Annotated in this window: 23 protein-coding genes; 5 read left to right on the top strand and 18 right to left on the bottom strand. The window is 58.8% G+C overall.

Going from position 1 to position 25,351, the window contains the following annotated elements; translation table 11 throughout:
• From tpiA to rlmE, 5 genes are all read right to left on the bottom strand, one after another.
• On the bottom strand, positions 1 to 756 hold the full coding sequence (tpiA, locus tag N8H71_RS15405; protein WP_007953744.1) for a triose-phosphate isomerase: 756 nt from the start codon (positions 754 to 756) through the stop codon (positions 1 to 3).
• Positions 757 to 821: 65 nt separating this feature from the next.
• Positions 822 to 2,159: a phosphoglucosamine mutase gene (gene glmM, locus N8H71_RS15400; RefSeq protein ID WP_262194653.1), complete on the bottom strand. Its 1,338-nt coding sequence runs from the start codon at positions 2,157 to 2,159 to the stop codon at positions 822 to 824.
• Positions 2,160 to 2,175: 16 nt separating this feature from the next.
• Positions 2,176 to 3,027: a dihydropteroate synthase gene (folP, locus tag N8H71_RS15395; protein ID WP_262194652.1), complete on the bottom strand. Its 852-nt coding sequence runs from the start codon at positions 3,025 to 3,027 to the stop codon at positions 2,176 to 2,178.
• Positions 3,028 to 3,035: 8 nt separating this feature from the next.
• Entirely contained in the window at positions 3,036 to 4,943 is a 1,908-nt protein-coding gene (gene ftsH / locus N8H71_RS15390; RefSeq protein ID WP_011332403.1) for an ATP-dependent zinc metalloprotease FtsH, read from the bottom strand.
• Between the two features lie 202 nt (positions 4,944 to 5,145).
• Positions 5,146 to 5,775, bottom strand: a complete 630-nt coding sequence (gene rlmE, locus N8H71_RS15385; protein ID WP_262194651.1) for a 23S rRNA (uridine(2552)-2'-O)-methyltransferase RlmE — start codon at positions 5,773 to 5,775, stop codon at positions 5,146 to 5,148.
• A gap of 101 nt (positions 5,776 to 5,876) precedes the next feature.
• Here rlmE and yhbY point away from each other — a divergent pair, with 101 nt between their 5' ends.
• A complete protein-coding gene (yhbY, locus tag N8H71_RS15380; protein WP_262194650.1) occupies positions 5,877 to 6,185 on the top strand; it encodes a ribosome assembly RNA-binding protein YhbY in 309 nt (102 codons plus the stop codon).
• Between the two features lie 11 nt (positions 6,186 to 6,196).
• Here yhbY and N8H71_RS15375 read toward each other — a convergent pair whose 3' ends face one another.
• From N8H71_RS15375 to grpE, 8 genes are all read right to left on the bottom strand, one after another.
• Positions 6,197 to 6,646: an MFS transporter gene (locus N8H71_RS15375; protein WP_085685612.1), complete on the bottom strand. Its 450-nt coding sequence runs from the start codon at positions 6,644 to 6,646 to the stop codon at positions 6,197 to 6,199.
• Positions 6,624 to 7,100 (bottom strand): transcription elongation factor GreA, encoded by a 477-nt coding sequence (gene greA, locus N8H71_RS15370; RefSeq protein ID WP_085685610.1) that lies wholly within the window; start codon positions 7,098 to 7,100, stop codon positions 6,624 to 6,626. Before greA ends, N8H71_RS15375 begins: the two co-directional genes overlap by 23 nt.
• Positions 7,097 to 10,318: a carbamoyl-phosphate synthase large subunit gene (gene carB / locus N8H71_RS15365; RefSeq protein ID WP_262194649.1), complete on the bottom strand. Its 3,222-nt coding sequence runs from the start codon at positions 10,316 to 10,318 to the stop codon at positions 7,097 to 7,099. Before carB ends, greA begins: the two co-directional genes overlap by 4 nt.
• 126 nt (positions 10,319 to 10,444) lie before the next feature.
• Positions 10,445 to 11,581, bottom strand: a complete 1,137-nt coding sequence (gene carA, locus N8H71_RS15360; protein ID WP_262194648.1) for a glutamine-hydrolyzing carbamoyl-phosphate synthase small subunit — start codon at positions 11,579 to 11,581, stop codon at positions 10,445 to 10,447.
• 256 nt (positions 11,582 to 11,837) lie between these two features.
• Positions 11,838 to 12,644, bottom strand: a complete 807-nt coding sequence (gene dapB / locus N8H71_RS15355; RefSeq protein WP_262194647.1) for a 4-hydroxy-tetrahydrodipicolinate reductase — start codon at positions 12,642 to 12,644, stop codon at positions 11,838 to 11,840.
• A 9-nt stretch (positions 12,645 to 12,653) separates the two neighbouring features.
• Positions 12,654 to 13,778 carry a molecular chaperone DnaJ gene (gene dnaJ / locus N8H71_RS15350; RefSeq protein WP_007953765.1) on the bottom strand — a complete coding sequence of 375 codons (1,125 nt, stop codon included), beginning with the start codon at positions 13,776 to 13,778 and terminating at the stop codon, positions 12,654 to 12,656.
• Between the two features lie 298 nt (positions 13,779 to 14,076).
• Positions 14,077 to 15,993: a molecular chaperone DnaK gene (gene dnaK, locus N8H71_RS15345; protein WP_262194646.1), complete on the bottom strand. Its 1,917-nt coding sequence runs from the start codon at positions 15,991 to 15,993 to the stop codon at positions 14,077 to 14,079.
• A 102-nt stretch (positions 15,994 to 16,095) separates the two neighbouring features.
• Positions 16,096 to 16,665: a nucleotide exchange factor GrpE gene (grpE, locus tag N8H71_RS15340; protein ID WP_262194645.1), complete on the bottom strand. Its 570-nt coding sequence runs from the start codon at positions 16,663 to 16,665 to the stop codon at positions 16,096 to 16,098.
• A gap of 240 nt (positions 16,666 to 16,905) precedes the next feature.
• Here grpE and recN point away from each other — a divergent pair, with 240 nt between their 5' ends.
• The gene (gene recN, locus N8H71_RS15335) at positions 16,906 to 18,579 is read left to right on the top strand and encodes a DNA repair protein RecN (protein ID WP_085608031.1); all 1,674 of its coding nucleotides are present in this window, start codon (positions 16,906 to 16,908) and stop codon (positions 18,577 to 18,579) included.
• Positions 18,580 to 18,654: 75 nt separating this feature from the next.
• Here the strand turns inward: recN and fur are convergent, their stop codons facing one another.
• A complete protein-coding gene (gene fur / locus N8H71_RS15330; RefSeq protein WP_007953774.1) occupies positions 18,655 to 19,059 on the bottom strand; it encodes a ferric iron uptake transcriptional regulator in 405 nt (134 codons plus the stop codon).
• 97 nt (positions 19,060 to 19,156) lie between these two features.
• Between fur and N8H71_RS15325 the strand changes: the two genes are divergently transcribed.
• Entirely contained in the window at positions 19,157 to 19,684 is a 528-nt protein-coding gene (locus N8H71_RS15325; protein ID WP_230735353.1) for an outer membrane protein assembly factor BamE, read from the top strand.
• A gap of 61 nt (positions 19,685 to 19,745) precedes the next feature.
• Here N8H71_RS15325 and N8H71_RS15320 read toward each other — a convergent pair whose 3' ends face one another.
• The 3 genes from N8H71_RS15320 to N8H71_RS15310 are packed head-to-tail and all read right to left on the bottom strand — an operon-like array spanning position 19,746 to position 21,898.
• Entirely contained in the window at positions 19,746 to 20,060 is a 315-nt protein-coding gene (locus tag N8H71_RS15320) for an RnfH family protein (protein WP_262194643.1), read from the bottom strand.
• The gene (locus N8H71_RS15315) at positions 20,053 to 20,487 is read right to left on the bottom strand and encodes a type II toxin-antitoxin system RatA family toxin (RefSeq protein ID WP_003221509.1); all 435 of its coding nucleotides are present in this window, start codon (positions 20,485 to 20,487) and stop codon (positions 20,053 to 20,055) included. The genes N8H71_RS15320 and N8H71_RS15315 overlap by 8 nt, the downstream gene beginning before the upstream one ends.
• A gap of 7 nt (positions 20,488 to 20,494) precedes the next feature.
• A complete protein-coding gene (locus tag N8H71_RS15310; RefSeq protein ID WP_007953780.1) occupies positions 20,495 to 21,898 on the bottom strand; it encodes a sodium-dependent transporter in 1,404 nt (467 codons plus the stop codon).
• A gap of 119 nt (positions 21,899 to 22,017) precedes the next feature.
• Between N8H71_RS15310 and smpB the strand changes: the two genes are divergently transcribed.
• Positions 22,018 to 22,500, top strand: a complete 483-nt coding sequence (gene smpB, locus N8H71_RS15305) for an SsrA-binding protein SmpB (RefSeq protein WP_007953781.1) — start codon at positions 22,018 to 22,020, stop codon at positions 22,498 to 22,500.
• Positions 22,501 to 22,550: 50 nt separating this feature from the next.
• On the opposite strand, the gene N8H71_RS15300 is transcribed toward smpB, so the two are convergent.
• Positions 22,551 to 23,318: an FCD domain-containing protein gene (locus tag N8H71_RS15300; protein WP_262194641.1), complete on the bottom strand. Its 768-nt coding sequence runs from the start codon at positions 23,316 to 23,318 to the stop codon at positions 22,551 to 22,553.
• 262 nt (positions 23,319 to 23,580) lie between these two features.
• Between N8H71_RS15300 and N8H71_RS15295 the strand changes: the two genes are divergently transcribed.
• Positions 23,581 to 25,275 (top strand): lactate permease LctP family transporter, encoded by a 1,695-nt coding sequence (locus N8H71_RS15295; protein ID WP_007953783.1) that lies wholly within the window; start codon positions 23,581 to 23,583, stop codon positions 25,273 to 25,275.
• The last annotated feature ends 76 nt before the right edge of the window (positions 25,276 to 25,351 follow it).

Raw genomic sequence — 25,351 nt, 5'->3', positions numbered from 1 at the left:
TCAGTTTCCCGCGGCGCGACAAATCGCACCGAACTCATCTGCATTCAGGGAAGCTCCACCAATGAGCCCCCCATCGATATCCGGCATGCCGAACAGTTCGACCGCATTGGCCGCCTTCACGCTGCCGCCGTATAGAAGCCGCACACCTCGTGCCACTTCAGAATTCTCTGCCGCCAACTGCTCGCGAATGGCTTTATGCACATCCTGAGCCTGCTGCGGCGTTGCAGTCAGCCCGGTACCAATCGCCCAGACCGGCTCGTAAGCGATCACTGCGTTGGCAAAAGCACCTACACCCAGCTCCTCGATGATACTGCCCAGCTGACGCCCGACAACCTCAAGAGTTTTTCCCGCTTCGCGCTGCTCCAGGGTCTCCCCTACGCACAACACCGGGATCAAGCCACATGCCTGTGCCGCTGCGAACTTGCGATTCAGCATTCCGTCTCGCTCGCCCATGATCTGGCGGCGTTCGGAGTGCCCGACAAGCACCAGGGAACAACCTGCATCCACCAACTGACTCGGCGCAATCTCGCCCGTCAACGCACCTTGCATGGATTCCACCGCAGAGTTCTGCGCACCGACCGAAATCGATTTGCCTTTCAAGCCATCAATCACTTGATTGATATACAAGCAAGGCGGGAATACCGCGACATCAACACCGCTTGGCAAGGCCAGATGACGAAGGCCGTTGATCAGCTCAGCGACGCTGGCGCGGGTACCGTGCATCTTCCAGTTACCAGCTACCATAGGGCGACGCATGCTGTACCTCGTCGGTCAAAGTGGGCGCAGATGTTACCCAACACAATCATGGCTGGCAAGCCGAATCAGGCAGAAACTTCAGTTACCAGTTTTGCCAGTTCTTCGGCATAGCCACGAACCTGCGTTTCGTCCTCACCTTCGACCATCACACGCACCAGAGGCTCTGTTCCGGACTTGCGCAGAAGCACACGCCCCCGCCCCGCCATCGCCTGCGTTACGCGAGCACTCGCTTCCTTGACAGCCGGGTGTTCCAGCGGACTATCGCCCCCACCGAATCGCACGTTTATCAGCACCTGCGGACACTTGCGCAACGCCTGGCGAGTTTGAGCAAGCCCCTCGTTACGCGTCTTCAGCGCCATCAGCACCTGCAAAGCCGCGATGATCGCGTCACCCGTGGTGGTGTGATTGAAGCACACGACATGCCCCGAATTCTCGCCACCCACCAGCCAGTTACGCTCCAGCAGTTCGGCGATCACATAGCGGTCACCGACATTGGCGCGCACAAAAGGAATACCCAGATCCGCGAGCGCAAGCTCAAGCCCCAGGTTACTCATCAAGGTACCGACCACACCACCCTGCAACTTGTCGCGATCATGCAGATCACGCGCAATGATGTACAGCAGCTCGTCACCATCAACAATCGCACCGGTGTGGTCGACCATCAGCACCCGGTCACCATCGCCATCGAAGGCGATACCCAGATCCGCATGTTCGGACAACACCGCCGCCTGCAATTGCCCCATGTGCGTGGAGCCACAGTTGTCATTGATGTTCAGACCGTTAGGCTGAGCCGACAGAACGACGACCTCAGCACCCAGCTCACGGAAAACACTCGGCGCAACTTTATAAGTGGCACCGTGTGCGCAGTCGATAACAATCTTCAGACCGGAGAAACTGGTGCCGGTCGGCACGGAGCTCTTGCAGAACTCGATATAGCGACCGGACGCATCATTGATGCGCGACACCTTGCCGATCTTGCTCGACTCGACAACGGTCATCGGCGTATCGAGCAATTCCTCAATCATCAGCTCCAGCTCATCAGGCAGCTTGGTGCCCTTGCCGGAGAAAAACTTGATGCCGTTATCGTCATGCGGATTGTGCGAAGCACTGATCACGATTCCGGCCTCAGCCTGGAATGTACGCGACAAATAGGCAATTGCCGGAGTCGGCATCGGGCCCAGCAGCATCACATCGGCACCTGCGGATGTCAGGCCAGCCTCAAGGGCCGATTCGAACATGTAGCCGGAAATCCGCGTGTCCTTGCCGACCAGCACCTTGCAGGCACCCATCTTGCGAAAGGCCATACCGGCAGCCCAGCCGAGCTTGAGCATGAAGTCAGGAGTAATCGGATATTCCCCGACGCGACCACGAATGCCGTCAGTACCAAAATATTTCTTGCTCATAAGTGCTCCATCATTCTTATTCGGCTGATTCCACGGCCGCGAGCATTCGCACCACGTCCACCGTTTCCGCCACATCATGGACGCGCAATATACGCGCACCTTTCACCGATGCCAGTGCAGCCAGTGCCAAACCACCATATAGACGCTCACCCACAGGGCGATTCAATGCATGTCCGATCATGCTTTTGCGCGAAACGCCCACCAACAGCGGCCGCCCCAATGCATGCAAGGCTTCCATATGCTTGAACAAGCTTAGATTGTGCTGCAGGGTTTTGGCGAAGCCGAAGCCCGGATCGAGAATGATCCGCTCGGCCGGAATACCTGCCAACTCACACTGAGTCATGCGCTCGGCGAGAAATTCGCCCACTTCCCGGGTGACATCCTGATAACGCGGATAGTCCTGCATATCGCCAGGTTCACCGAGCATATGCATCAGGCACACGGGCAATCCCGTGGCAGCAGCAGCATCCAACGCGCCATCCCGCCGTAGCGAACGAACGTCGTTGATCAAGCCAGCGCCCAACCGCGCCGTTTCGCGCATGACCGCCGGAGTGGACGTATCGACGGATATGACCACGTCCAGCTCACGATTGATCAGCTCCACGACAGGAGCGACACGCTCCAGCTCCTCCAAGGGAGAAACTGCCCGCGCACCCGGCCGGGTCGACTCGCCGCCAACATCGATCAGCGTTGCACCCGCCGCAACCATGGCTTCGGCATGGCGCAAGGCCGCATCGAGCTGGCTGTATCGGCCACCGTCGGAAAAAGAATCGGGAGTGACATTGAGAATGCCCATGACATGCGTCCGGGCCAAATCAAGAACCCGGTTGCCGCAAGGCAACCGGGTCAGGGACTGTACAGAAGTCATTTCAAACCTTAAACGTCGGCAGCCGGGCCGCCAATCGGTGTTTCCGGACGCTCGCCCTGAATGACAGGAGGCGTGCCAGTACCGGTACCACCCGACCAGTCGCGAGGTTCGCGAGGTGTTCGACCAGCCATGATGTCGTCGATCTGCTCGGCATCGATCGTCTCGTACTTCATCAGAGCGTCCGCCATCGCATCAAGCTTGTCGCGGTTGTCCGTGAGGATCTGCTTGGCCGTGCCGTAGCACTGATCGATGATGCTGCGCACTTCAGAATCGATCAGCTTGGCCGTCTCACCGGAGAAGCTTGCGTTCTGACCGCCACCACCGCGACCGAGGAATACTTCACCCTCTTCTTCCGCGTACATCAGAGGACCCAGCTTTTCCGAAAGGCCCCACTTGGTCACCATGTTCCGCGCAATCTGACTCGCTCGCATGATGTCGTTGGAAGCGCCAGTGGTCACACCATCAAAGCCCAAAGTCATTTCTTCAGCGATACGGCCGCCGTACAGCGAGCAGATCTGACTGATCAGCGCACGTTTGGACAGGCTGTAGCGATCCTCTTCCGGCAGGAACATGGTCACACCCAACGCACGACCGCGCGGGATGATCGATACCTTGTAGACCGGATCATGCTCAGGCACAACGCGACCAACAATGGCGTGACCTGCTTCGTGATAAGCGGTGTTCTGCTTTTCTTTCTCGGACATGACCATGGATTTGCGCTCGGCGCCCATCATGATCTTGTCTTTGGCCAGTTCGAATTCCTTCATCTCGACAATGCGCTTGCCGGCACGGGCTGCGAAAAGCGAAGCCTCGTTGACCAGGTTCGCCAGATCCGCACCGGAGAAGCCCGGAGTACCACGTGCGATAACGGCCGGAGCAACGTCGTCACCCATTGGCACTTTACGCATGTGAACCTTGAGGATCTGTTCGCGACCACGGATGTCCGGCAAGCCGACCACCACCTGACGGTCGAAACGACCAGGACGCAGCAATGCAGGGTCCAACACGTCAGGACGGTTGGTCGCGGCGATGACAATGATGCCGTCGTTCATTTCGAAACCGTCCATCTCGACCAGCAACTGGTTGAGAGTCTGTTCGCGCTCGTCGTGACCGCCACCCATGCCGGCGCCACGATGGCGACCAACGGCGTCGATTTCGTCGATGAAAATAATGCATGGAGCGTGTTTCTTGGCCTGTTCGAACATGTCGCGAACGCGGCTGGCACCGACACCGACGAACATTTCGACGAAGTCGGAACCGGAAATGGTGAAGAACGGCACTTTTGCTTCGCCGGCAATCGCTTTGGCCAGCAAGGTTTTACCGGTACCCGGAGGACCGACCATCAGCACGCCACGAGGAATGCGACCACCCAGGCGCTGGAACTTGCCCGGATCACGGAGGAACTCGACCAGCTCGCCAACTTCTTCCTTGGCTTCGTCGCAACCGGCAACGTCAGCCAGGGTGGTTTTCACCTGATCTTCGGACAGCAGACGCGCCTTGCTCTTGCCAAAGCTCATCGGTCCGCCTTTGCCGCCCGCGCCGCCCTGCATCTGGCGCATGAAGAACATGAACACCGCGATGATCACGAGGATCGGGAAGCTGGCCACCAGAAGCTGGGTCCAGATGCTTTGCTGCTCGGGCTGCTTGCCTTCGACCACAACGTGGTTGTCAACCAGATCGCCGATCAGACCATTGTCCTGAATTGCCGGACGAATGGTCTTGAAGCTGTCGCCATCATTGCGCTTGCCGGTAATCACATAGCCGTCAACGGCCACGCGCTCGACCTTGCCATCCTTGACCTGCTGGATGAAGTCGGAATAGTTGAGGGTCTGCGGCTCGTTAGGGCTGGAGAAGTTGTTCATCACCGTCACCAGGACAGCCGCGATGATCAACCACAGGATCAGATTCTTTGCCATATCGTTCAATTAACTACCCTCTGAAGCAAGCTCCGCTACTGGCGCGCGCTTCGCATGATATTCACCGGCCTAACTTACTACATTACCTACAGCTCTGGCAGGCGCCGTCTGTAACCCTTTGTGAAACACTTTCTACACAATATTCGCTTATGCACCCGGGGCGAAATACGAAAAACCTATCACCCCGCCAAAAAACCTCGTTTTACTCACTACGCCCGCGGTAGCCCCAAGCCAGCATGTATTGCTCACGAGAGCTGCCACGAGAAGAGTCCGGCTTGATCATCTGGATCTTGTCGAACTTCTTGCGAGCGTCCTTCAGGTAAGTATCGAACCCTTCGCCCTGAAAAATCTTGATCAGGAAATTACCGCCCGGCTTGAGTATCCGCTCCGCCAGATCAAGCGCCAGCTCGCAAAGAAACATGGCTTTGGGCATGTCCACTTCAGGCGTACCACTCATATTGGGGGCCATATCGGAAATCACAAGGTCTACCTGCGAATTACCCACAGCCTCGAGAATCTGAGCAAGCACTTCGTCCTGGGTAAAGTCCCCCTGAATGAAGGTCACGTCCGGAATGCTGTCCATTTCCAGGATGTCCGATGCGATCAGACGGCCCTGACCACCGATCAGCCGGCTGGTGACCTGAGACCAGCCGCCGGGCGCTGCGCCCAGGTCGACGACGCTCATACCCGCACGGATCAGCTTGTATTTTTCCTGGACCTCGAGAAGCTTGTAACTCGCACGCGAACGGTAACCGTCCTTTTGCGCCTGCTTCACATAGGGGTCATTGACATGTCTTTTCAGCCAACCAAGGCTTGTCTTGGAACGCGCCATTGGGCACCTCGTTGATTAGGGTCGTGATTAATTGGGCGGATCCACGAGCCCTCGGGTAAAATGGCCGCCATTTTACAGAATCCAGACGAAAGGGTCAGATTATGCCGCTCAATAACGAGCAGAAGAAACAGTACAAATCCATTGGTCACGACCTGAAACCGGTCCTGATGGTGGCAGGCAATGGCCTGACCGAAGGAGTTCTCGCCGAACTGGAACGCGCACTGACCGATCATGAGCTGATCAAGGTGCAGGTCAAGCTCGAAGATCGCGATGATCGTCGTGCCGTCATGGAAGAGCTGGCCAAGGCTGGCCGGGCCGAACAAGTGCAAGTCATCGGCAAGATGGTTCTGCTTTATCGCAAGAACCCGCAGCCAAACAAGCAATTGTCGAACATCCACCGTTACAAATAACGGTGATCCGGTCAGCGGTGCGATTCTCGCACCCTGACCGGCACGGATTGTGCCACCAGCACGATTCCGCTGATCCCCAGCACCACGAAACAGAACATCTGCCAACGCTCGCCGACAGACATCCCGTATCGCAACGTGTAATAGCCAAAGCAGGCGGCCAAGCCGACCAGCAGTATCTGACCACTGAACGCCCGCCACCATGCCGAGATACCGGCAACCCTCGCCAGCACCACCAGCTGTGTCAACACCCCCAGCGCCGCAACACCGATCAGCCAGCGATCGATCTGCACAGAGATATCCTCAACCAGCAGCGGTGCCAACCCGCTGACTTTCAGCGCCGGCACCAGGCCGACGTGAAACACCCAAAGGCCGCCGACCCAGAAAACCTGGGACAGCTGCCAAAGGATGGCCTCAATGGAGGGCGCCCGGAGTATCGCGTCAGATGTGTTTGACTTCGACAATCTCGTACTCGATATCGCCACCTGGCGTTTTCACGACGACCGTATCGCCCTCTTCCTTGGCGATCAAGGCGCGAGCGATCGGTGAGCCGACCGAAATCTTGCCGAGTTTGATGTCCGCCTCATCCTCACCCACGATCTGGTAAGTCACGCTTTCATCAGTCTCGACGTTGGCGATTTCGACGGTAGTGCCGAAAATCACTTTGCCGGTGTGCGGAATGGTCGTCACGTCGATGATCACCGCGTTCTGCAGGCGACCTTCGATATCACGGATCCGCGCCTCGACCATGCCTTGCTGTTCGCGCGCGGCATGGTATTCAGCGTTTTCTTTCAAGTCACCCAACTCGCGGGCCGTACCGATGTCCTGGCTGAGCTTCGGACGAACGACCTTGGTCAGGTGAGCATGCTCTTCTTCCAGGGCCTTGGAGCCCTGGACGGTCATTGGGTATTTATTCATGCCTTCAATCCTGCGTGTAGATCCTGCAAGCGGCGCACGGTCTTCTCGGGACCGAACTTCAGCGCTTCACAGATAGCTTCGCCAGCAGCAATGGTGGTGGTGCAGTAAATCTTGTGCTGCAAGGCGTTACGGCGAATGGAATAGGAATCGGCGATCGACTGGCGACCTTCGGTGGTGTTGATGATCAGGGTGACTTCGTCATTCTTGATCATGTCGACCACGTGCGGACGACCCTCGGTCACCTTGTTCACGCGACGCACTTTCAGACCTGCGGCTTCGATCAGCTTGGCAGTGCCGGCAGTGGCGACGACTTCGAAGCCCAAGTTGATCAGATCACGAGCTACGCCTGCAACCAGTGGCTTGTCATCATCACGTACGCTGATGAATGCGGTACCGCCGGTCGGCAGCACTTCGCTGGCGCCCATCTGGGCTTTCGCAAAGGCTTCACCGAAGGTGTCGCCGACGCCCATCACTTCACCGGTGGACTTCATCTCAGGGCCGAGGATCGGGTCAACGCCTGGGAACTTGGCGAACGGGAACACCGCCTCTTTCACGCTGTAGAAATTCGGGATGATTTCCTTGGTGAAGCCGATTTCCTTCAGGGTTTTACCGGCCATCACGCGAGCTGCGATCATCGCCAGGGAAACACCGATGCACTTCGACACGAACGGTACGGTACGGGAAGCACGCGGGTTGACTTCGATGACGTAGATGTCTTCGCCTTGCAGCGCCAACTGAACGTTCATCAGGCCGACCACGCCCAGCTCCAGGGCCATTTTCTTGACCTGTTCGCGCATCTCGTCCTGGATGTGCGCCGGCAGCGAGTACGGCGGCAGCGAGCACGCGGAGTCACCGGAGTGAACGCCCGCCTGTTCGATGTGCTGCATGATCGCGCCGATCACTACGTCCTTGCCGTCGCAGACCGCATCCACGTCCATCTCGATGGCGCAGTTGAGGAAGTGGTCGAGCAGCACCGGGCTGTCGTTCGACACTTGCACCGCGTCACGCAGGTAACGCTTGAGTTCTTCTTCCTTGTAGACGATTTCCATCGCCCGGCCGCCCAATACGTAGGACGGACGCACCACCAGCGGGTAACCGATCTTCGCGGCAGCACGAACGGCTTCGTCCTCGCTGCGCACGGTGGCGTTTGGCGGCTGACGCAGGTTCAGACGCTCAACCATCTGCTGGAAGCGCTCACGGTCTTCCGCACGGTCGATGGCGTCAGGGCTGGTGCCGATGATCGGCACGCCGGCGGCTTCCAGGGCGCGAGCCAGTTTCAGTGGAGTCTGGCCACCGTACTGGACGATCACACCTTTCGGCTTCTCGACGCGGACGATTTCCAGCACGTCTTCCAGTGTTACTGGCTCGAAGTACAGACGATCGGACGTGTCGTAGTCGGTCGATACGGTTTCCGGGTTGCAGTTGACCATGATGGTCTCGTAACCGTCTTTGCGCAGCGCCAGTGCCGCGTGTACGCAGCAGTAGTCAAACTCGATGCCTTGACCGATACGGTTAGGGCCACCGCCGAGGATGATGATCTTGTCGCGACCGGACGGCGCGGCTTCACACTCTTCCTCGTAGGTCGAGTACAGGTAGGCGGTGTCGGTGGCGAACTCGGCTGCGCAAGTGTCGACGCGCTTGTAGACCGGGAACACTTCCAGCTTGTGGCGGTGAGTACGCAGGTTCTTCTCGGTGACGCCCAGCAGCTTGGCCAGACGCTGGTCGGAGAAACCTTTGCGCTTGAGCTTGTACATCAGGTCGCGGTCGATAGCGGACAGACCGAGGGTCTTGACCTTTTCTTCGTCCTTGATCAGATCTTCGATCTGCACCAGGAACCACGGATCGATCATGTTCATGCCGAAGATTTCTTCGACGGTCATGCCGGCGCGGAAGGCGTCCGCCACATACCAGATACGCTCGGCGCCCGGCACGGTCAGCTCGCGCTTGAGCACGCTCATGCTTTCCGGGTTGCTCAGGTCGACTTTCTCGTCCAGACCGCAAACGCCCACTTCCAGACCGCGCAGAGCTTTCTGCAGGGATTCCTGGAAGGTACGGCCGATGGCCATGACTTCACCGACCGACTTCATCTGAGTGGTCAGGCGCGCGTCAGCGTTGGCGAACTTCTCGAAAGCGAAGCGCGGCAGCTTGGTCACGACGTAGTCGATGGACGGCTCGAAGGACGCCGGGGTACGGCCGCCGGTGATGTCGTTCTGCAGTTCGTCGAGGGTGTAACCGACGGCCAGCTTGGCCGCGATCTTGGCGATCGGGAAGCCGGTGGCTTTCGAGGCCAGAGCCGACGAGCGGGATACGCGTGGGTTCATCTCGATCACGACCATACGGCCGGTGTCCGGGCAGATACCGAACTGAACGTTGGAACCGCCGGTCTCCACGCCGATCTCGCGCAGCACCGCCAGCGAGGCGTTACGCAGGATCTGGTATTCCTTGTCGGTCAGGGTCTGAGCCGGGGCAACAGTGATCGAGTCACCGGTGTGCACGCCCATCGGGTCGAAGTTTTCGATCGAGCAGACGATGATGCAGTTGTCCTTTTTGTCGCGGACAACTTCCATTTCATATTCTTTCCAGCCGATCAGGGATTCGTCGATCAGCAGCTCTTTGGTTGGCGACAGGTCCAGACCACGGGCGCAGATTTCTTCGAACTCTTCACGGTTGTAAGCGATACCGCCACCGGTGCCGCCCATAGTGAAGGACGGACGGATGATGCACGGGAAGCCCAGGCGCTCGAGCACCGCGTTGGCTTCTTCCATGCTGTGGGCGATACCGGAACGCGGGCATTCCAGGCCGATGGCTTTCATCGCCTTGTCGAAACGCGAACGGTCTTCAGCCTTGTCGATGGTGTCGGCGTTGGCACCGATCATCTCAACACCGAACTTTTCCAGAACGCCTTCGCGCTCCAGGTCCAGGGCGCAGTTCAGAGCAGTCTGGCCGCCCATGGTTGGCAGCACGGCATCCGGGCGCTCTTTCTCGATGATCTTGGCAACGGTCTGCCACTTGATCGGCTCGATGTAGGTCGCGTCGGCCATGTCCGGGTCGGTCATGATGGTGGCCGGGTTGGAGTTCACCAGGATGACGCGGTAACCCTCTTCGCGCAGGGCTTTACAGGCCTGGGCGCCGGAGTAGTCGAATTCGCAGGCCTGGCCGATAACGATCGGGCCAGCGCCGAGAATCAGGATGCTTTTAATGTCTGTACGTTTTGGCATGGGTTTGTCACTCAAATCCGCAGGTCAGTCGGCAAGCCGTCTTGATCGATTTCTGAAGTCCCGAGGGGGCCGCCGGTTCCGGGGCCGCCCTCGAGGGGCTTCTCGCTACAGTCTCAAGGCGAGCGCTTAGCGTCGCTTGGCCATCTCGTTGATGAAGCGGTCAAACAGAGGGGCCACATCGTTCGGGCCCGGGCTCGCTTCAGGGTGACCCTGGAAGCTGAACGCGCTCTTGTCGGTGCGCTCGATACCTTGCAGGGTGCCGTCGAACAGCGATTTGTGGATCGCGCGGACGTTGGCTGGCAGGGTCTCTTCGTCAACCGCGAAACCGTGGTTCTGGCTGGTGATCATCACGACGCCCGTGTCCAGATCCTGGACCGGGTGGTTGGCACCGTGGTGGCCGTGGCCCATTTTCAGGGTCTTGGCGCCGGAGGCCAGAGCCAGCAGCTGATGACCGAGGCAAATGCCGAAGACCGGAATTTCGGTTTCCAGCACTTCCTTGATCGCCTTGATCGCGTAGTCGCAAGGCTCCGGATCACCAGGACCGTTGGACAGGAACACGCCGTCCGGTTTCAGAGCCAGTACGTCGGCAGCCGGAGTTTGCGCTGGAACGACAGTGACGCGGCAGCCGCGCTCGACCAGCATGCGCAGGATGTTGACCTTGACGCCGTAGTCGTAGGCAACCACGTGATAAGGCAGCTCGGAGGCTTCGATGGTCGCGTGACTGTCGGTTTTCAGATCCCAGACAGTGGAGCGCCATTCGTATTGGGTCTTGGTGCTGACGACTTTCGCCAGATCCATGCCCTTCAGGCCCGGGAAGCCTTGCGCCGCGGCGATGGCCGCTCCTTCGGAGATGTTGTCGCCGGCCATGATGCAGCCGTTCTGTGCGCCTTTTTCACGCAGGATGCGGGTCAGGCGGCGGGTGTCGATACCGGCGATCGCCACAACATTGTTGGCTTTCAGGTAGTCGGACAGGGACATCGTGTTACGCCAGTTGCTCGCTACCAGCGGCAGGTCACGGATAACCAGGCCAGCGGACCAGACGCGATCGGACTCGGCGTCTTCCGGCGTGGTGCCGGTGTTGCCGATGTGCGGGTAAGTCAGGGTAACGATCTGTTGGGCGTAGGAAGGATCGGTAAGGATTTCCTGATAGCCGGTCATTGCGGTGTTGAACACCACCTCACCAACGGTCTGACCGTCGGCTCCAATGGCTTCGCCGCGAAAAATGCTGCCATCAGCAAGGGCGAGTATGGCTGGCTTAGTCAAGAAGACCTCCCGTAAATAACGCATGAAAGGGCAATCGCAGGTTGTAAAAAAGCGGAGTGACGTATGGACACGTCACCCCGCTTCTTCACTGAATTATTCTGCGCGCTTTTAGTGGACACACTAAAGCTGTAGCTTACAGAAAAAGGGTTTTTTGGTCTACCGCCAATGAGCCTGAAAGGCCGGAGAATGCGACAGGGCGTCGCTCGGCGGAGCAAAACCGGCACAAACAGGGCGTTTGCGCCGGTTTCAGAACATCTCAATGCAGGTCGAGCACGTCCTGCATGTCGTACAAACCAGGCTCACGAGCATCCAGCCACAACGCCGCACGTACAGCGCCCTTGGCGAACGTCATGCGACTTGAAGCCTTGTGCGTGATCTCCAGTCGCTCGCCCTCGCAGGCGAACAACACCGTGTGATCACCCACCACATCACCACCACGAACAGTGGCAAAACCGATGGTTTCACGCTCACGGGCACCGGTGTGGCCTTCACGACCATAGACCGCGACTTTTTGCAGATCACGATCCAGCGCATTGGCAATCACCTCACCCATGCGCAGAGCCGTACCCGACGGCGCATCGATCTTGTGCCGGTGATGGGCTTCGATGATTTCGATGTCCGCGTCTTCCGCCAACACCCGTGCCGCCATGTCGAGCAGCTTCAGCGACAGGTTGACGCCGACACTGAAGTTGGCGGCGAACACGATCGGAATATCCTTGCCCGCCTCGGCCAGCAACTGTTTCTGCGCAGCGTCCAGCCCGGTCGTGCCGATCACCATCGCCTTGCCGGCCTTGCGGCAGAAGGCCAGGTTTTTCAGCATGACTTCCGGCAGGGTGAAGTCGATCAACACATCAAACTCTTCCGCCACCGACTCCAGATTTCCGGACAGCGGCACGCCGATTCGACCGAGCGAAGCCAGCTCACCGGCATCCACACCGATCAGCGTACTGCCAGGGCGGACAATCGCGGCCGTCAGACAGGTCAGTGGCGCGCGCTGCTGCACGGCCTCGACCAGAATCTTGCCCATGCGCCCGGCAGCGCCCATCACAGCTATACGTCGCATGCCGACTCCTTACAGATCGCCGAAGAAGCGTTTCACACCGTCGAACCAACCGGTGGTTTTCGGGGAGTGACTGTTGTCGTCCGCCAGGGAGCTGCGGAACTCTTCCAGCAATTCGCGCTGACGACGGTTCAGATTGACCGGCGTCTCGACGGCCACACGGCACATCAGGTCGCCCGCACCACCGCCACGCACTGGCGCAACGCCTTTGCCGCGTACGCGGAACTGCTTGCCGGTCTGAGTCCCTTCCGGAATCTTCAGTTTGACACGACCGTCGAGGGTCGGAATTTCCAGCTCGCCGCCCAGGGCCGCGTCGACGAAGCTGATCGGCACTTCGCAGAACAGGTGCTTGCCGTCACGCTGGAAGATGTCGTGTTCGCGAACGTTGATCACCACGTACAGGTCGCCGGTCGGGCCACCTTGAGTACCCGCTTCGCCTTCGCCGGACAGACGAATGCGGTCACCGGTATCAACACCGGCCGGCACTTTGACGGAGAGGGTTTTGTATTCTTCAACGCGACCGTCACCGTGGCAGGAATCGCACGGATCGGAAATGATCTTGCCCTGACCATGGCAGCGCGGGCAGGTCTGCTGCACCGAGAAGAAGCCTTGCTGCATGCGCACCTGACCGATGCCGCCGCAAGTCGGGCAAGTCGAAGGCGACGAGCCCTTCTTAGCGCCCGAACCATCGCAAGGCTTGCAATTGACCAGTGTCGGAACGCGGATATTCACGGTCGTACCGCGCACCGCTTCTTCCAGATTCAACTCCAGGGTGTAGCGCAAATCGCTGCCGCGCTGGGCGCCGCCACGGGAACCGCCGCGACCGCCACCGAAGAAGTCACTGAAGACATCGCCGAAGATATCGGAGAAGTTCTGACCGCCGAAGCCTGCACCGCCGCCACCCATGCTAGGGTCGACGCCGGCATGACCGTACTGGTCGTACGCTGCACGCTTGCTGGAATCGGACAGCACTTCGTAGGCTTCGTTGGCCTCTTTGAACAGCTCTTCCGACGCTTTGTCATCGGGATTACGGTCCGGGTGGTGCTTCATCGCCAGACGGCGATAGGCCTTTTTCAGGTCTGCTTCGCTTGAGCCGCGCTCAACACCCAACACTTCGTAATAGTCACGCTTAGCCATAAGTTCTTCATACTCTTGAGGACGTTCGGCAAATCCCTCCTGAGCTTCGCCAAACTCGTTGAGCCCCAATACAGGCCCGGACCCAACTCACGTCAATTCAACGATCCTGGTCTTTTGGTTCATGCGGTATTTGCGGCGCGAAAAGCAGGAGCATTCCCGGCCATACCGCCAGCACCCGAACCTTGTCGCATGCTGTAAAAATTCGCGTATTCCAGATACGCCAACGCGGGAGCAAGCTCCCGCGCGGCGACATCCTACCAGTCAGTGCCCAAAGGCAGTCAACCGGCCGACCAACAACTTACTTGTGGTCTTTGACTTCTTCGAACTCGGCATCGACAACATCGTCAGCCTTGTCAGCTTTCTCGTCGTGCGGTGCCGCGCCTTCAGCAGGCTGAGCCTGTTCGGCGTACATCTTCTGGGCAACCGGTGCAGAGACTTTCGACAGTTCTTCAACCTTGGCGTCGATGGCAGCCTTGTCGTCGCCTTTGACGGCGGCTTCCAGGGCAACCACGGCCGCTTCGATTGCAGTCTTCTCTTCTGCAGTCACTTTGTCGCCAGCGTCAGCGATCATCTTGCGAGTCGAGTGAACCAGTGCATCACCCTGGTTACGGGCAGCGGCCAGCTCTTCGAACTTGCGGTCTTCCTCGGCATTCAGCTCGGCGTCGCGCACCATCTTCTGGATTTCTTCATCCGACAGACCGGAGTTGGCCTTGATGGTGATCTTCTGCTCTTTGCCGGTTGCCTTGTCTTTCGCGCCGACGTGCAGGATGCCGTTGGCGTCGATGTCGAAGGTTACTTCGATCTGTGGCACACCACGTGGAGCTGGTGGAATCTCGGCCAGATCGAACTTGCCCAGGGACTTGTTCTGAGCGGCTTGCTTACGCTCACCTTGCAGGACGTGAATGGTCACGGCGCCCTGGTTGTCGTCGGCAGTCGAGAACACTTGCGATTTCTTGGTAGGAATCGTGGTGTTTTTCTCGATCAGCGCGGTCATCACGCCACCCATGGTTTCGATACCCAGGGTCAGCGGGCTGACGTCGAGCAGCAGAACGTCTTTCACGTCACCGGCCAGAACGGCGCCCTGGATGGCAGCACCCATGGCAACAGCTTCGTCCGGGTTCACGTCTTTACGTGCTTCTTTACCGAAGAAATCGGTAACTGCCTTCTGCACCAGAGGCATACGAGTCTGGCCACCGACCAGAATCACGTCGTCAATTTTGCTGGCGTCGATGCCGGCGTCTTTCAGAGCGATGCGGCATGGCTCGATGGTACGGTTTACCAGATCTTCGACCAGCGACTCGAGCTTGGCACGAGAGATCTTCACGTTCAGGTGCTTAGGACCGGTCGCATCTGCTGTGATGTACGGCAGGTTGACGTCTGTCGACTGCGAAGAAGACAGTTCGATCTTGGCTTTCTCAGCAGCTTCTTTCAGACGCTGCAGGGCCAGAGGATCGTTCTTCAGGTCCATGCCGGACTCTTTCTTGAACTCGTCGACGAGGTAGTCGATCAGACGCATGTCGAAGTCTTCACCACCCAGGAAGGTGTCACCGTTGGTGGCCAGTACTTCGAACTGGTGCTCACCGTCAACTTCAGCGATTTCGATCACGGAAACGTCGAAAGTACCGCCACCCAGGTCGTAAACGATCACGGTGTGATCGCCCTTGGCCTTGTCCATACCGTAAGCCAGCGCAGCTGCGGTTGGTTCGTTGATGATACGTTTTACGTCCAGACCGGCGATGCGACCGGCGTCTTTGGTCGCCTGACGCTGGCTGTCGTTGAAGTAGGCCGGAACGGTGATCACCGCTTCGGTCACTGCTTCGCCGAGGTAGTCTTCGGCGGTCTTCTTCATCTTCTTCAGGACTTCGGCGCTGATTTGCGGCGGAGCCATCTGCTTGCCGGAGGCCTCGACCCAAGCGTCACCATTGTTGGCCTTGACGATCTTGTAAGGCACCAGCTTGATGTCTTTCTGCACGACTTCTTCGTCGAAGCGGCGGCCGATCAGGCGCTTCACCGCGAACAGTGTGTTGTGCGGGTTGGTCACAGCCTGACGCTTGGCGGACTGACCGACCAGGATTTCACCATCGTTGGCGTAAGCGATGATCGACGGCGTGGTACGCGCGCCTTCGGCGTTTTCAATAACTTTGGCTACGCCGTTTTCCAGCACGGAGACGCAGGAGTTGGTAGTCCCCAGGTCGATACCGATAATTTTGCCCATGTTCACTCTCCCGAAACTTTGGATTTGGTTGCCGCAGCAGTGGTGGCTAACTGCGGTAATACTTAAACGCTTGACTTCTAAATGGGGGCCTTGCGGCTAATTTCAAGCCTTCTCGTCAATCGAAGGCGAAACTGGCGCCGGCGCCTTGCTGACCACAACCATCGCCGGACGCAGCAGGCGGCCATTGAGCTGATAGCCCTTCTGGAACACTTTCAGAACACTGTTCGGTTCCAGGTCAGCACTTTCCTGCATGGCCATCGCCTGATGTTCCACGGCGTTGAACGGCTCGCCTTCCTGCGGGCTTACAGCGACAAGCTGATAGCGCGCGAGGGTGTCGTGAAACATTTTCAGGGTCAGCTCGATGCCTTCGCGCATCGGACGGATGCTCTCGTCATCCGGGTTCGACAGCTCTAGGCCGCGCTCCAGGCTGTCGACGATCGGCAGCAGGTCGCCGGCGAATTTTTCCAGCGCAAACTTGTGCGCCTTTTCGACGTCCTGCTCGGCACGGCGGCGGACGTTCTGCAGATCGGCAGCTACGCGCAGCGATTGATCCTGCGCGGCGGCCAATTGCTCTTCGAGCACTTGTACACGGGTCGCCAGGTCATCACCCGAAGTCTCGGGCGCCTGATTGGCTTCTGGATTTTGCGTATCTACTGTCTGTTCGTCAGCCATAGAATTCTCCTTTCAATATCGTCCGCGAGTTCGATTCGCGCTTCTGCCCCGGTATATGGGGCCGCAAAATCAGGCTTCAAGGGCTGACAACGATTAACCCTACAAAAAAGTGCTGCATTGTCATTCCCTGGCGCGACAAGCATTTGATCGGATCCTCCCCATCGAGCTAAGCGAGGGCATTGTCAGCGCGAAACAAAACACTGTATAAATAACCAGACCTAAAGCCTGGGAGCGGCCTTTATGCTGGTGCACCTGTCCGTACACAACTACGCCATCGTTGAACATCTCGATCTCGAACTTGATCGCGGCATGAGCGTGATTACCGGGGAAACCGGCGCCGGCAAGTCGATCATGCTCGACGCCCTGGGCCTGACGCTCGGTGATCGCGCCGACAGCGGCGTGGTTCGACCAGGCGCCGACAAGGCCGATATCCTGGCGACCTTCGATCTGGCCGACATCCCCGAAGCCAGTGCCTGGCTGGCGGAACGCGACCTGGAAATCGACGGGCCGTGCATCCTGCGCCGGGTCATCACTTCCGAAGGTCGCTCACGCGGCTATATAAATGGCACGCCCTGCCCGCTTGGCGACCTCAAGGCGCTCGGCGAGCTGCTGATCGATATCCACAGCCAGCACGAACACCAATCCCTGCTCAAGACTGATACCCACCGACGCCTGCTCGACGAGTACGCCGGGGCTACCGATCTGGCGCGCCAGGTTCACCTCGCCGCCCAGCGCTGGCGTCAGACCCGTCAGGAGCTGGAACGCCTTTCCAACTCCGGCGACGAACAGCGCGCGCGCCATCAGTTGCTCAGCTACCAGCTCGAAGAACTGGAAAACCTCGGCCTCGGCGAAAACGAGCTGGAAGAACTGGAGCAGGAACACAAGAACCTGACCAATGCCGAAACCCTGCTCGGCATTTGCCGGCAAGTAGTCGAGCAATGCAGCGAAAGCGATTCCGGCAACGTACTGAATGCCCTGACGGCCAGCCTCAATCGGCTGTCGAGCGTGAACAACTCGGTCGGCGCACTGGGTGAGGCGAGCAGCCTGCTGACCAGTGCGCAGATCCAGGTCGAAGAGGCTGTCGGCGAACTCAATCGTTTTCTCGACAACTTCGACGCCGATCCGGCGCGCCTGCAATACCTGGAAGAACGTCTGGACTCTATTTACACGCTGGCACGCAAGCACCGCATTCAGCCGACGGAAGTGGCAGAGATGCAGCAGAAGCTGCTCGACGAAATCGAAGCCTTGGACGCCAACGATGAATCCATCGAACGTCTTGCCGAAGAACTCGCATCCTATGCCCGCCACTATCAGGAAAAGGCCCGGGAACTGAGCGAGCTGCGTCATCAGGCGGCCGGCAGCCTGGCAAGCGCGGTGGAGCAGGAGATTCAGCGACTGGGTATGCCCGGCGGTCGCTTCACCATCGAATTGCGCGCCAACAACAGCAGCGAACTGCAGCCCAACGGACTGGAGCAAGTCGAGCTGCTGGTCAGCGCCAACCCGGGCCAACCCTTGAAGGCCCTGGCCAAAGTGGCGTCCGGCGGTGAGCTGTCACGGATCAGCCTGGCCATCCAGGTGATCACCGCCCAGACCTCTCGCGTACCGACGCTGGTGTTCGACGAAGTGGACGTGGGGATTGGCGGTCCGACGGCCGAAATCGTCGGCCAGTTGTTGCGTCGCCTCGGGGATCGCGGACAGGTACTGACGGTCACGCATTTGCCGCAGGTCGCGGCTCAGGGGCATCAACATCTGTTCGTGCACAAGGTGCGCGGTGAACAGGCCACTCACACAGCCGTTTCGAAGCTGAGCAAGAATGACCGTATAGAAGAAGTCGCGAGGATGCTTGGTGGCATTGACCTGACCAAAGAGTCTTTGGCGCACGCGAAAAAGATGGTCGTGACCGCAAAGGTTTAAGTACGACAGAAAGCACGAAGGCGACCCTTGGGTCGCCTTCGCTCGTTTCGCGAACCTGAAATTCGCGCGACATGCTTATTTTTTCTTGCGTACGTACAGCACCAGGTTGTGATCCACCAACTCGACACCGTGCTCCTCGGCGATTGCCTTCTGGAGTTTTTCGATTTCGGTGCTGACGAATTCGATGACCTCACCGGATTCCACGTTGACCATATGGTCGTGGTGGCCACCGTCGGCCAATTCGAATACCGCGTGGCCGCCGTCGAAGTTGTGACGGACCACGAGGCCAGCCGCTTCGAACTGGGTCAGAACACGGTAAACCGTGGCCAGACCGACGTCCTCGCCAGCTTCCATCAACGCCTTGTAGACGTCCTCGGCACTCATGTGACGCTGCTCTGTAGAGTCGAGCATTTGCAGGATCTTGACCCGTGGCAGGGTCACTTTGAGGCCGGCTTTGCGTAGTTCGCTATTTTCAACCATGGTCAGCTTTCTCGCGATGCTGCTTCGCAGCTTCTCTTAATGCGGGTATGATCGGCGTTTACGTTGTCCCAGCCAAGATAGTGGAAGTCGCCCACCGATGCAAAACACCAAGCTCTTGCTAACCAGTTTCACCTTTGTGGGACTGCTCGCACTCGCCGGTTGTTCATTCCCCGGGGTTTACAAAATCGACATCCAGCAGGGCAATGTCGTCACGCAGGACATGATAGACCAGTTACGCCCGGGAATGACCCGGCCGCAAGTACGGTTTATCATGGGCAACCCTCTGCTTGCCGACACGTTCCATGCCAACCGCTGGGATTATCTGTACAGCCTGCAACCTGGTGGCGGTGAACGCCAGCAGGAACGCATGAGTGTCATTTTCGACTCGAATGACCGTCTTGTCAGCCTGTCCGGTGACTTCATGCCGGGTGTCAGCCGTGACGAAGCCATTCTCGGTAAGGACAGCGGCACCAGCGTGACCGCTCCTGCCGAAAACGTCGAGCAGCCTAAACCGGAAAAACCGGTCAAGCCTGGCTCCTTGCTGGATCAGATCCAAAAGGACGTCGATGGTGTGGAAACCGTTCCGGTTCCAACGCCAGAACCGCTGGACACCTCGCCGCAATAATTTGCGACGCAATAAAAAACCCGGAAATACCGGGTTTTTTATTGCCTGCCGTTTGGCCAGCCTACTGGTTTCGCGCCTTGGCTTCGGCAGCCTTGGCGGCACGCAGACGGCGCACTTCTTTCGGATCAGCCAACAGTGGCCGATAGATCTCGATGCGATCACCTTCCTGAACCCGTCGAACATCCGGATCAGTGATCACTTTGCCGAAGATCCCCAAGGGACAGCTCTTCAGATCCAGCTCCGGAAATTCAGCATCAATCCCGGACGCCATCAGCGCCGCACGCACCGTCGTCCCCTCAGCGACGCTGATTACACGCAAAACCTGACGATCAACGGCGGCATACACCACTTCGATTTCGACCACCGGCTCAACCATGCATCTGCTTGGCGCGCTGGCAGAACGCATCCACCAGCGTATTGGCCGCCTGATTGAACAAAGGGCCAAGCGTCGCGCGGACCAGCGGGCCGGCGTAGTCGAAGGACAGATCCAGACTGATCTTGCAGGCTTTCTCGTTCAGCGCCTTGAACACCCAAACACCGTGCAACTGATTGAACGGGCCTTCTTCGAGATTCATCTCGATCGACTGCCCCGGCACCAGCGTATTGCGCGTCACGAAGTGCTGACTGAGGCCGCCCTTGGCCACGCCGACACTGGCGCGCATATGCTCGGGCGAGCTTTCCAGGACTTCAGCAGACGAACACCACGGCAAAAACTCCGGGTAACGCGCCACGTCATTGACCAGGTCGTAGAGAAATTGCGCCGGGTAAGGCAGCAGCGCCGATCGTTGAATATGTGTCGTCATGTAAGCGTCACTTCCAGAGCTGGGCGGCAAACACTACAAGAATGCCGATGGGCGCCACATAGCGCATCAAGAACAGAGACAGGGCGAACAGCGCCGGACTGCGAATCGACAATTCGTCACGCACCGCTTCACGCCCCATCACCCAACCGGCAAACAGCACGAAGCACAGCCCGCCGAGCGGCAACATGATCCGCGAGGTGAAGAAGTCGATCACACCAAAGAAGTCCAGGCCACCGGCCGCCCCCCATTGGTAGAGATGGAACACCCCGCCATCGTTCACGAAAAATTTGGCTTCCTTCCAGATATTGAAGGAGAACACCGTGCCCAGGCCGACGAACCAGCAGGTGAACGCCAACCAGAATGTCACCCAGGCACGACTGATTTTAGTCCGCTCGACCAGATAGGCGACCATCGGCTCCAGCAGGGAAATCGCCGAGCTCCAGGCGGCAATCGCCACCAGAACGAAAAACACCACGCCCATCAACTGGCCGAAAAGCACGTTACCGAAAGCAAATGGCAGGCTGACGAACATCAGCCCCGGGCCTTCGCTCGGGTTCAAACCACCGGCGAACACAATCGGAAACAAGGCCAGACCGGCCACCAGCGAAACGAAGGTATCAAGCAGCGCCACACCCACGACCGTGCCGGACAGCGAGGCTTCCTTGGTCATGTAGGCGCCGTAGATCATGATCGAGCCCACGCCCACACTCAGGGAGAAGAACGCGTGGCCCATGGCCGGCAGCAAGCCGTCGAGGACTTTCTCCGGGTGGAAGTCGAACATGAAATGCACGCCCTCCATGAAATGCCCGGTGGTCATGCTGTAACCCAGCAACACCAGCACCATCACGAACAGCAGCGGCATCATGATACGCAAACTGCGCTCAAGCCCGGCGACCACGCCTTTGGCGATCACTACAGCCGACAACAGCATGAAAACCGTGTGCCACAGCGTGATGCGCCACGGGTCGGCGATGACATTGCCGAAGTACGCCCCGACCTGATCGGCCGTCGCGCCCTGGAAGTCTCCGCGTCCCATATCAATGATGTAATCCAGCGACCAGCCGCCGACCACACTGTAGAAAGACAGAATCAGCAACGCCGTGATCATCCCGGCGAAAGCGCCCCACGACCATTTGCCCGAATGCCCGGCTTCCAGCGCCAGCACCTTCAAGGCATTCGCCGGACTCTGACGGGCACGCCGACCGATCAGGGTTTCAGCGAGCATCACCGGGATGCCGATCAGCGCGATACACGCCAGAAACATCAGCACGAAGGCGCCGCCACCGTAGACCCCGACCATGTAGGGGAATTTCCAGATGCTGCCCAATCCCACGGCCGAACCGGTCGCGGCGAATATGAAAACCCAGCGGCTAGCCCAACTGCCGTGGACAGAAACCTTGTCTGTCGACATCGTTTATCACGCCCAAGCGTTAGAAAAAGAGGCCGCATTGTCCGGGATTCACTCAACCTGCTCAAGCACGCAGCATCACCGTAGCCGACAGCCGTTTATCTCCATATAATGCCGCCCCTATGGCTAAACAGAAGAAACACCCAACAGGGACCATCGCGCAAAACAAAAAGGCGCGACACGATTACTTCATCGAGCACAAGTTCGAGGCTGGTCTGGTCCTGGCCGGCTGGGAAGTAAAAAGTCTGCGGGCAAGCAAACTGCAACTGGTCGACAGTTACGTGTTGCTCAAGGATGGCGAAGCCTGGTTGCTCGGCAGCCACATCACGCCTCTGATGACCGCCAGCACCCACGTCATTGCCGACCCGGTGCGTACCCGCAAGTTGCTGCTCAACCGCCGCGAGCTGGACAAGCTCGCCGCCGCCGTGCAGCAAAAGGGTTACGCCTGCGTGTGCCTCTCCTGGTACTGGAGCAAGCACATGGTCAAGTGCGAGATCGCACTGGGCAAGGGCAAGAAGGAATACGACAAGCGTGATACCGAACGCGAACGCGACGCCGGTCGCGAGTTGCAGCGTGCGGTGCGCAACAAGGGCAAGGAAGACTGATTCTTCTGCCCTGATGACCGCTCCCGCGCCCGGCACGGGAACGGTCATGCCTACATCCCTTTGCGTCGCTCGGCGCGAGCCATGCGCTGCACTTCCTGACGCACCTCTTCCAGCACTTCCTGCACATACAGAATGTGTCGGCTGGAAACCTCACGCGCCTGTTCTGCGCGCCCTTCGATAATTGCCAGATACAATTCCCGATGCTGTGTGATCAGCATGTCGCGGGTTTCCGTGCGCTGTTTGTACATGCCGCCGATATTGGTCACAACGTTGCGCTTGAGCAGATCGAACAGCCCGCGAATGGTGTGCAGCAACACCGCGTTATGACTGGCTTCGGCAATCGCCAGGTGGAATTTCGCATCCGCCGCGCCCTCTTCCGCCCGGCTCACTTCGTCGTGACGCGAATAGCAGTCCTGTAACTCTTCAAACGCAGCCGTCAGCCGCTCGCGGTCCACATCAGTGGCGCGCAATGCTGCGTAATAGGCACACGATGCCTCCAGCGTGTGGCGAAATTCCAGTAGATCACGCTGCGCCTCGGGATTGCTTTCCAGCAATTGCAGCAGCGGATCGCTGAACGTCGAACCGAGGCTTTCCACGACATAGTTGCCACCGCCCTGCTTGCTGACCAGCAAACCCTTGGCCGCCAGCTTCTGAATCGCCTCGCGCAACGATGGCCGGGAAACGCCGAACTGTTCCGCCAGCACTCGCTCGGCCGGCAGACGTTCGCCGGACTTCAGCGTGCCCTCGAGAATCATCCCTTCCAGTCGCTCGACAATGTCGTCAGACAAACGGCGCTGACGTATCTGATCAAACCCCATCACTCAACTCTCCACCATCCCGACCGCTCGCCGGGCTCTCTATTCTGGCCTATCGACGCTGCGGCGACACCTGCCAGATGACGCCAATTCAACCGGTGCAATCCGACTCGCCGTCCGGTTGTTCGACAAAAGTTTTAGGGCGGCAAATTGACACACCGATATCAAGGCTTTTACCCTAGCCAACAGCGATTGTAAATTGGTCTTACCAATTAACCAAGAACGCTGACAGTGCCTGACCAACAACAATTAGGGGCCACCCCATATGCAAACCTGGCAACAGCTCTATAGCCCGCTCGGCAGTCTCGGCGTGTCCGCACTCGCGGCCGTCATCCCCATCGTTTTCTTCTTCCTCGCTCTGGCGGTGTTCCGCCTCAAAGGTCATGTAGCCGGCAGCATCACGCTCGCCCTGGCCATCGCAGTGGCGATCTTCGCGTTCCAGATGCCGGTCGACATGGCATTCGCCGCTGCCGGATATGGCTTCGCCTATGGTCTGTGGCCGATTGCCTGGATCATTGTGGCGGCGGTGTTCCTGTACAAACTGACGGTCAAGAGCGGTCAGTTCGAGGTCATCCGCAGCTCGGTGCTGTCGATCACCGATGACCAGCGTCTGCAGGTGCTGCTGATCGGTTTCTGCTTCGGTGCATTCCTCGAAGGTGCCGCCGGTTTCGGTGCGCCAGTGGCGATTACCGCTGCACTGCTGGTGGGCCTGGGCTTCAACCCGCTGTACGCCGCCGGCCTGTGCCTGATTGCCAACACCGCACCGGTGGCGTTCGGCGCACTGGGGATTCCGATCATCGTGGCCGGGCAAGTCACCGGCATCGACGCGTTCAAGATCGGCGCCATGACCGGCCGCCAGCTGCCGCTGCTGTCGCTGTTCGTGCCGTTCTGGCTGGTGTTCATGATGGACGGTCTGCGCGGTGTACGTGAAACATGGCCCGCAGCGCTGGTCGCCGGCTTGAGCTTCGCCGTGACCCAATACTTCACTTCGAACTTCATCGGCCCGGAACTGCCGGACATCACGTCGGCCCTGGCCAGCCTGATTTCGCTGACCCTGTTCCTGAAGGTCTGGCAGCCGAAACGTGCCGCCGGCCAGCACATTGCCGGGGCCGTTTCCGCTTCGGTGGTGACTGCAAGCGTCGGCGGTTTCGGCCAGAAGCGCACCACCGTCGCTTCGCCTTACAGCCTCGGGGAAATTTTCAAGGCGTGGTCGCCGTTCCTGATCCTCACCGTGCTGGTGACCATCTGGACCCTCAAGCCTTTCAAAGCCATGTTCGCCGCCGGCGGTTCGATGTACGCCTGGGTGTTCAACTTCGCGATTCCGCACCTGGATCAACTGGTAATCAAGACCGCGCCGATCGTGGCCGCCCCGACCGCGATCCCGGCCGTGTTCAAACTCGATCCGATTTCCGCGACCGGCACGGCGATTTTCTTTTCCGCGCTGATCTCGATGCTGGTGCTGAAGATCAACTTCAAAACTGGTCTGACCACTTTGAAAGAGACCTTCTACGAACTGCGCTGGCCGATCCTGTCGATCGGCATGGTGCTGGCGTTTGCCTTCGTCACCAACTATTCCGGCATGTCCTCGACCATGGCTCTGGTACTGGCAGCAACCGGCGCGGCATTCCCGTTCTTCTCGCCGTTCCTCGGCTGGCTCGGCGTGTTCCTGACCGGTTCCGATACCTCGTCCAACGCCCTGTTCAGTTCGCTGCAAGCGACCACCGCGCACCAGATCGGGGTCAACGACACCCTGTTGGTGGCGGCCAATACCAGCGGCGGCGTGACCGGCAAGATGATCTCCCCGCAATCGATCGCCGTGGCCTGCGCCGCGACCGGTCTGGTGGGCAAGGAATCCGATCTGTTCCGCTTCACTCTCAAGCACAGCCTATTCTTTGCCACGATCGTCGGCCTGATCACTTTGGCTCAGGCCTACTGGTTCACCGGCATGCTGGTGCATTAAGACTACAAGCGACATGGAAATAACCGACGCCGGTTCGTGATTCCGGCGTCAGCAATTCACAACCCGGTCTGTAAGG

The organism is Pseudomonas koreensis (assembly GCF_025447595.1).
Taxonomy (GTDB): Bacteria; Pseudomonadota; Gammaproteobacteria; order Pseudomonadales; family Pseudomonadaceae; genus Aquipseudomonas; species Aquipseudomonas koreensis_H.
Note: the sequence above shows the minus strand (reverse complement) of the source record. Positions and strands in the feature narration are given on the sequence as shown.

What these genes read in the sequence shown, in the direction of transcription:
- tpiA (WP_007953744.1), bottom strand. Translation starts at nt 756, where the DNA reads ATGCGTCGCCCTATGGTAGCTGGTAACTGGAAGATGCACGGTACCCGC.
- glmM (WP_262194653.1), bottom strand. Translation starts at nt 2,159, where the DNA reads ATGAGCAAGAAATATTTTGGTACTGACGGCATTCGTGGTCGCGTCGGG.
- folP (WP_262194652.1), bottom strand. Translation starts at nt 3,027, where the DNA reads ATGACTTCTGTACAGTCCCTGACCCGGTTGCCTTGCGGCAACCGGGTT.
- ftsH (WP_011332403.1), bottom strand. Translation starts at nt 4,943, where the DNA reads ATGGCAAAGAATCTGATCCTGTGGTTGATCATCGCGGCTGTCCTGGTG.
- rlmE (WP_262194651.1), bottom strand. Translation starts at nt 5,775, where the DNA reads ATGGCGCGTTCCAAGACAAGCCTTGGTTGGCTGAAAAGACATGTCAAT.
- yhbY (WP_262194650.1), top strand. Translation starts at nt 5,877, where the DNA reads ATGCCGCTCAATAACGAGCAGAAGAAACAGTACAAATCCATTGGTCAC.
- greA (WP_085685610.1), bottom strand. Translation starts at nt 7,100, where the DNA reads ATGAATAAATACCCAATGACCGTCCAGGGCTCCAAGGCCCTGGAAGAA.
- carB (WP_262194649.1), bottom strand. Translation starts at nt 10,318, where the DNA reads ATGCCAAAACGTACAGACATTAAAAGCATCCTGATTCTCGGCGCTGGC.
- dapB (WP_262194647.1), bottom strand. Translation starts at nt 12,644, where the DNA reads ATGCGACGTATAGCTGTGATGGGCGCTGCCGGGCGCATGGGCAAGATT.
- dnaJ (WP_007953765.1), bottom strand. Translation starts at nt 13,778, where the DNA reads ATGGCTAAGCGTGACTATTACGAAGTGTTGGGTGTTGAGCGCGGCTCA.
- dnaK (WP_262194646.1), bottom strand. Translation starts at nt 15,993, where the DNA reads ATGGGCAAAATTATCGGTATCGACCTGGGGACTACCAACTCCTGCGTC.
- grpE (WP_262194645.1), bottom strand. Translation starts at nt 16,665, where the DNA reads ATGGCTGACGAACAGACAGTAGATACGCAAAATCCAGAAGCCAATCAG.
- recN (WP_085608031.1), top strand. Translation starts at nt 16,906, where the DNA reads ATGCTGGTGCACCTGTCCGTACACAACTACGCCATCGTTGAACATCTC.
- fur (WP_007953774.1), bottom strand. Translation starts at nt 19,059, where the DNA reads ATGGTTGAAAATAGCGAACTACGCAAAGCCGGCCTCAAAGTGACCCTG.
- N8H71_RS15325 (WP_230735353.1), top strand. Translation starts at nt 19,157, where the DNA reads ATGCAAAACACCAAGCTCTTGCTAACCAGTTTCACCTTTGTGGGACTG.
- N8H71_RS15320 (WP_262194643.1), bottom strand. Translation starts at nt 20,060, where the DNA reads ATGGTTGAGCCGGTGGTCGAAATCGAAGTGGTGTATGCCGCCGTTGAT.
- N8H71_RS15315 (WP_003221509.1), bottom strand. Translation starts at nt 20,487, where the DNA reads ATGACGACACATATTCAACGATCGGCGCTGCTGCCTTACCCGGCGCAA.
- N8H71_RS15310 (WP_007953780.1), bottom strand. Translation starts at nt 21,898, where the DNA reads ATGTCGACAGACAAGGTTTCTGTCCACGGCAGTTGGGCTAGCCGCTGG.
- smpB (WP_007953781.1), top strand. Translation starts at nt 22,018, where the DNA reads ATGGCTAAACAGAAGAAACACCCAACAGGGACCATCGCGCAAAACAAA.
- N8H71_RS15300 (WP_262194641.1), bottom strand. Translation starts at nt 23,318, where the DNA reads ATGGGGTTTGATCAGATACGTCAGCGCCGTTTGTCTGACGACATTGTC.
- N8H71_RS15295 (WP_007953783.1), top strand. Translation starts at nt 23,581, where the DNA reads ATGCAAACCTGGCAACAGCTCTATAGCCCGCTCGGCAGTCTCGGCGTG.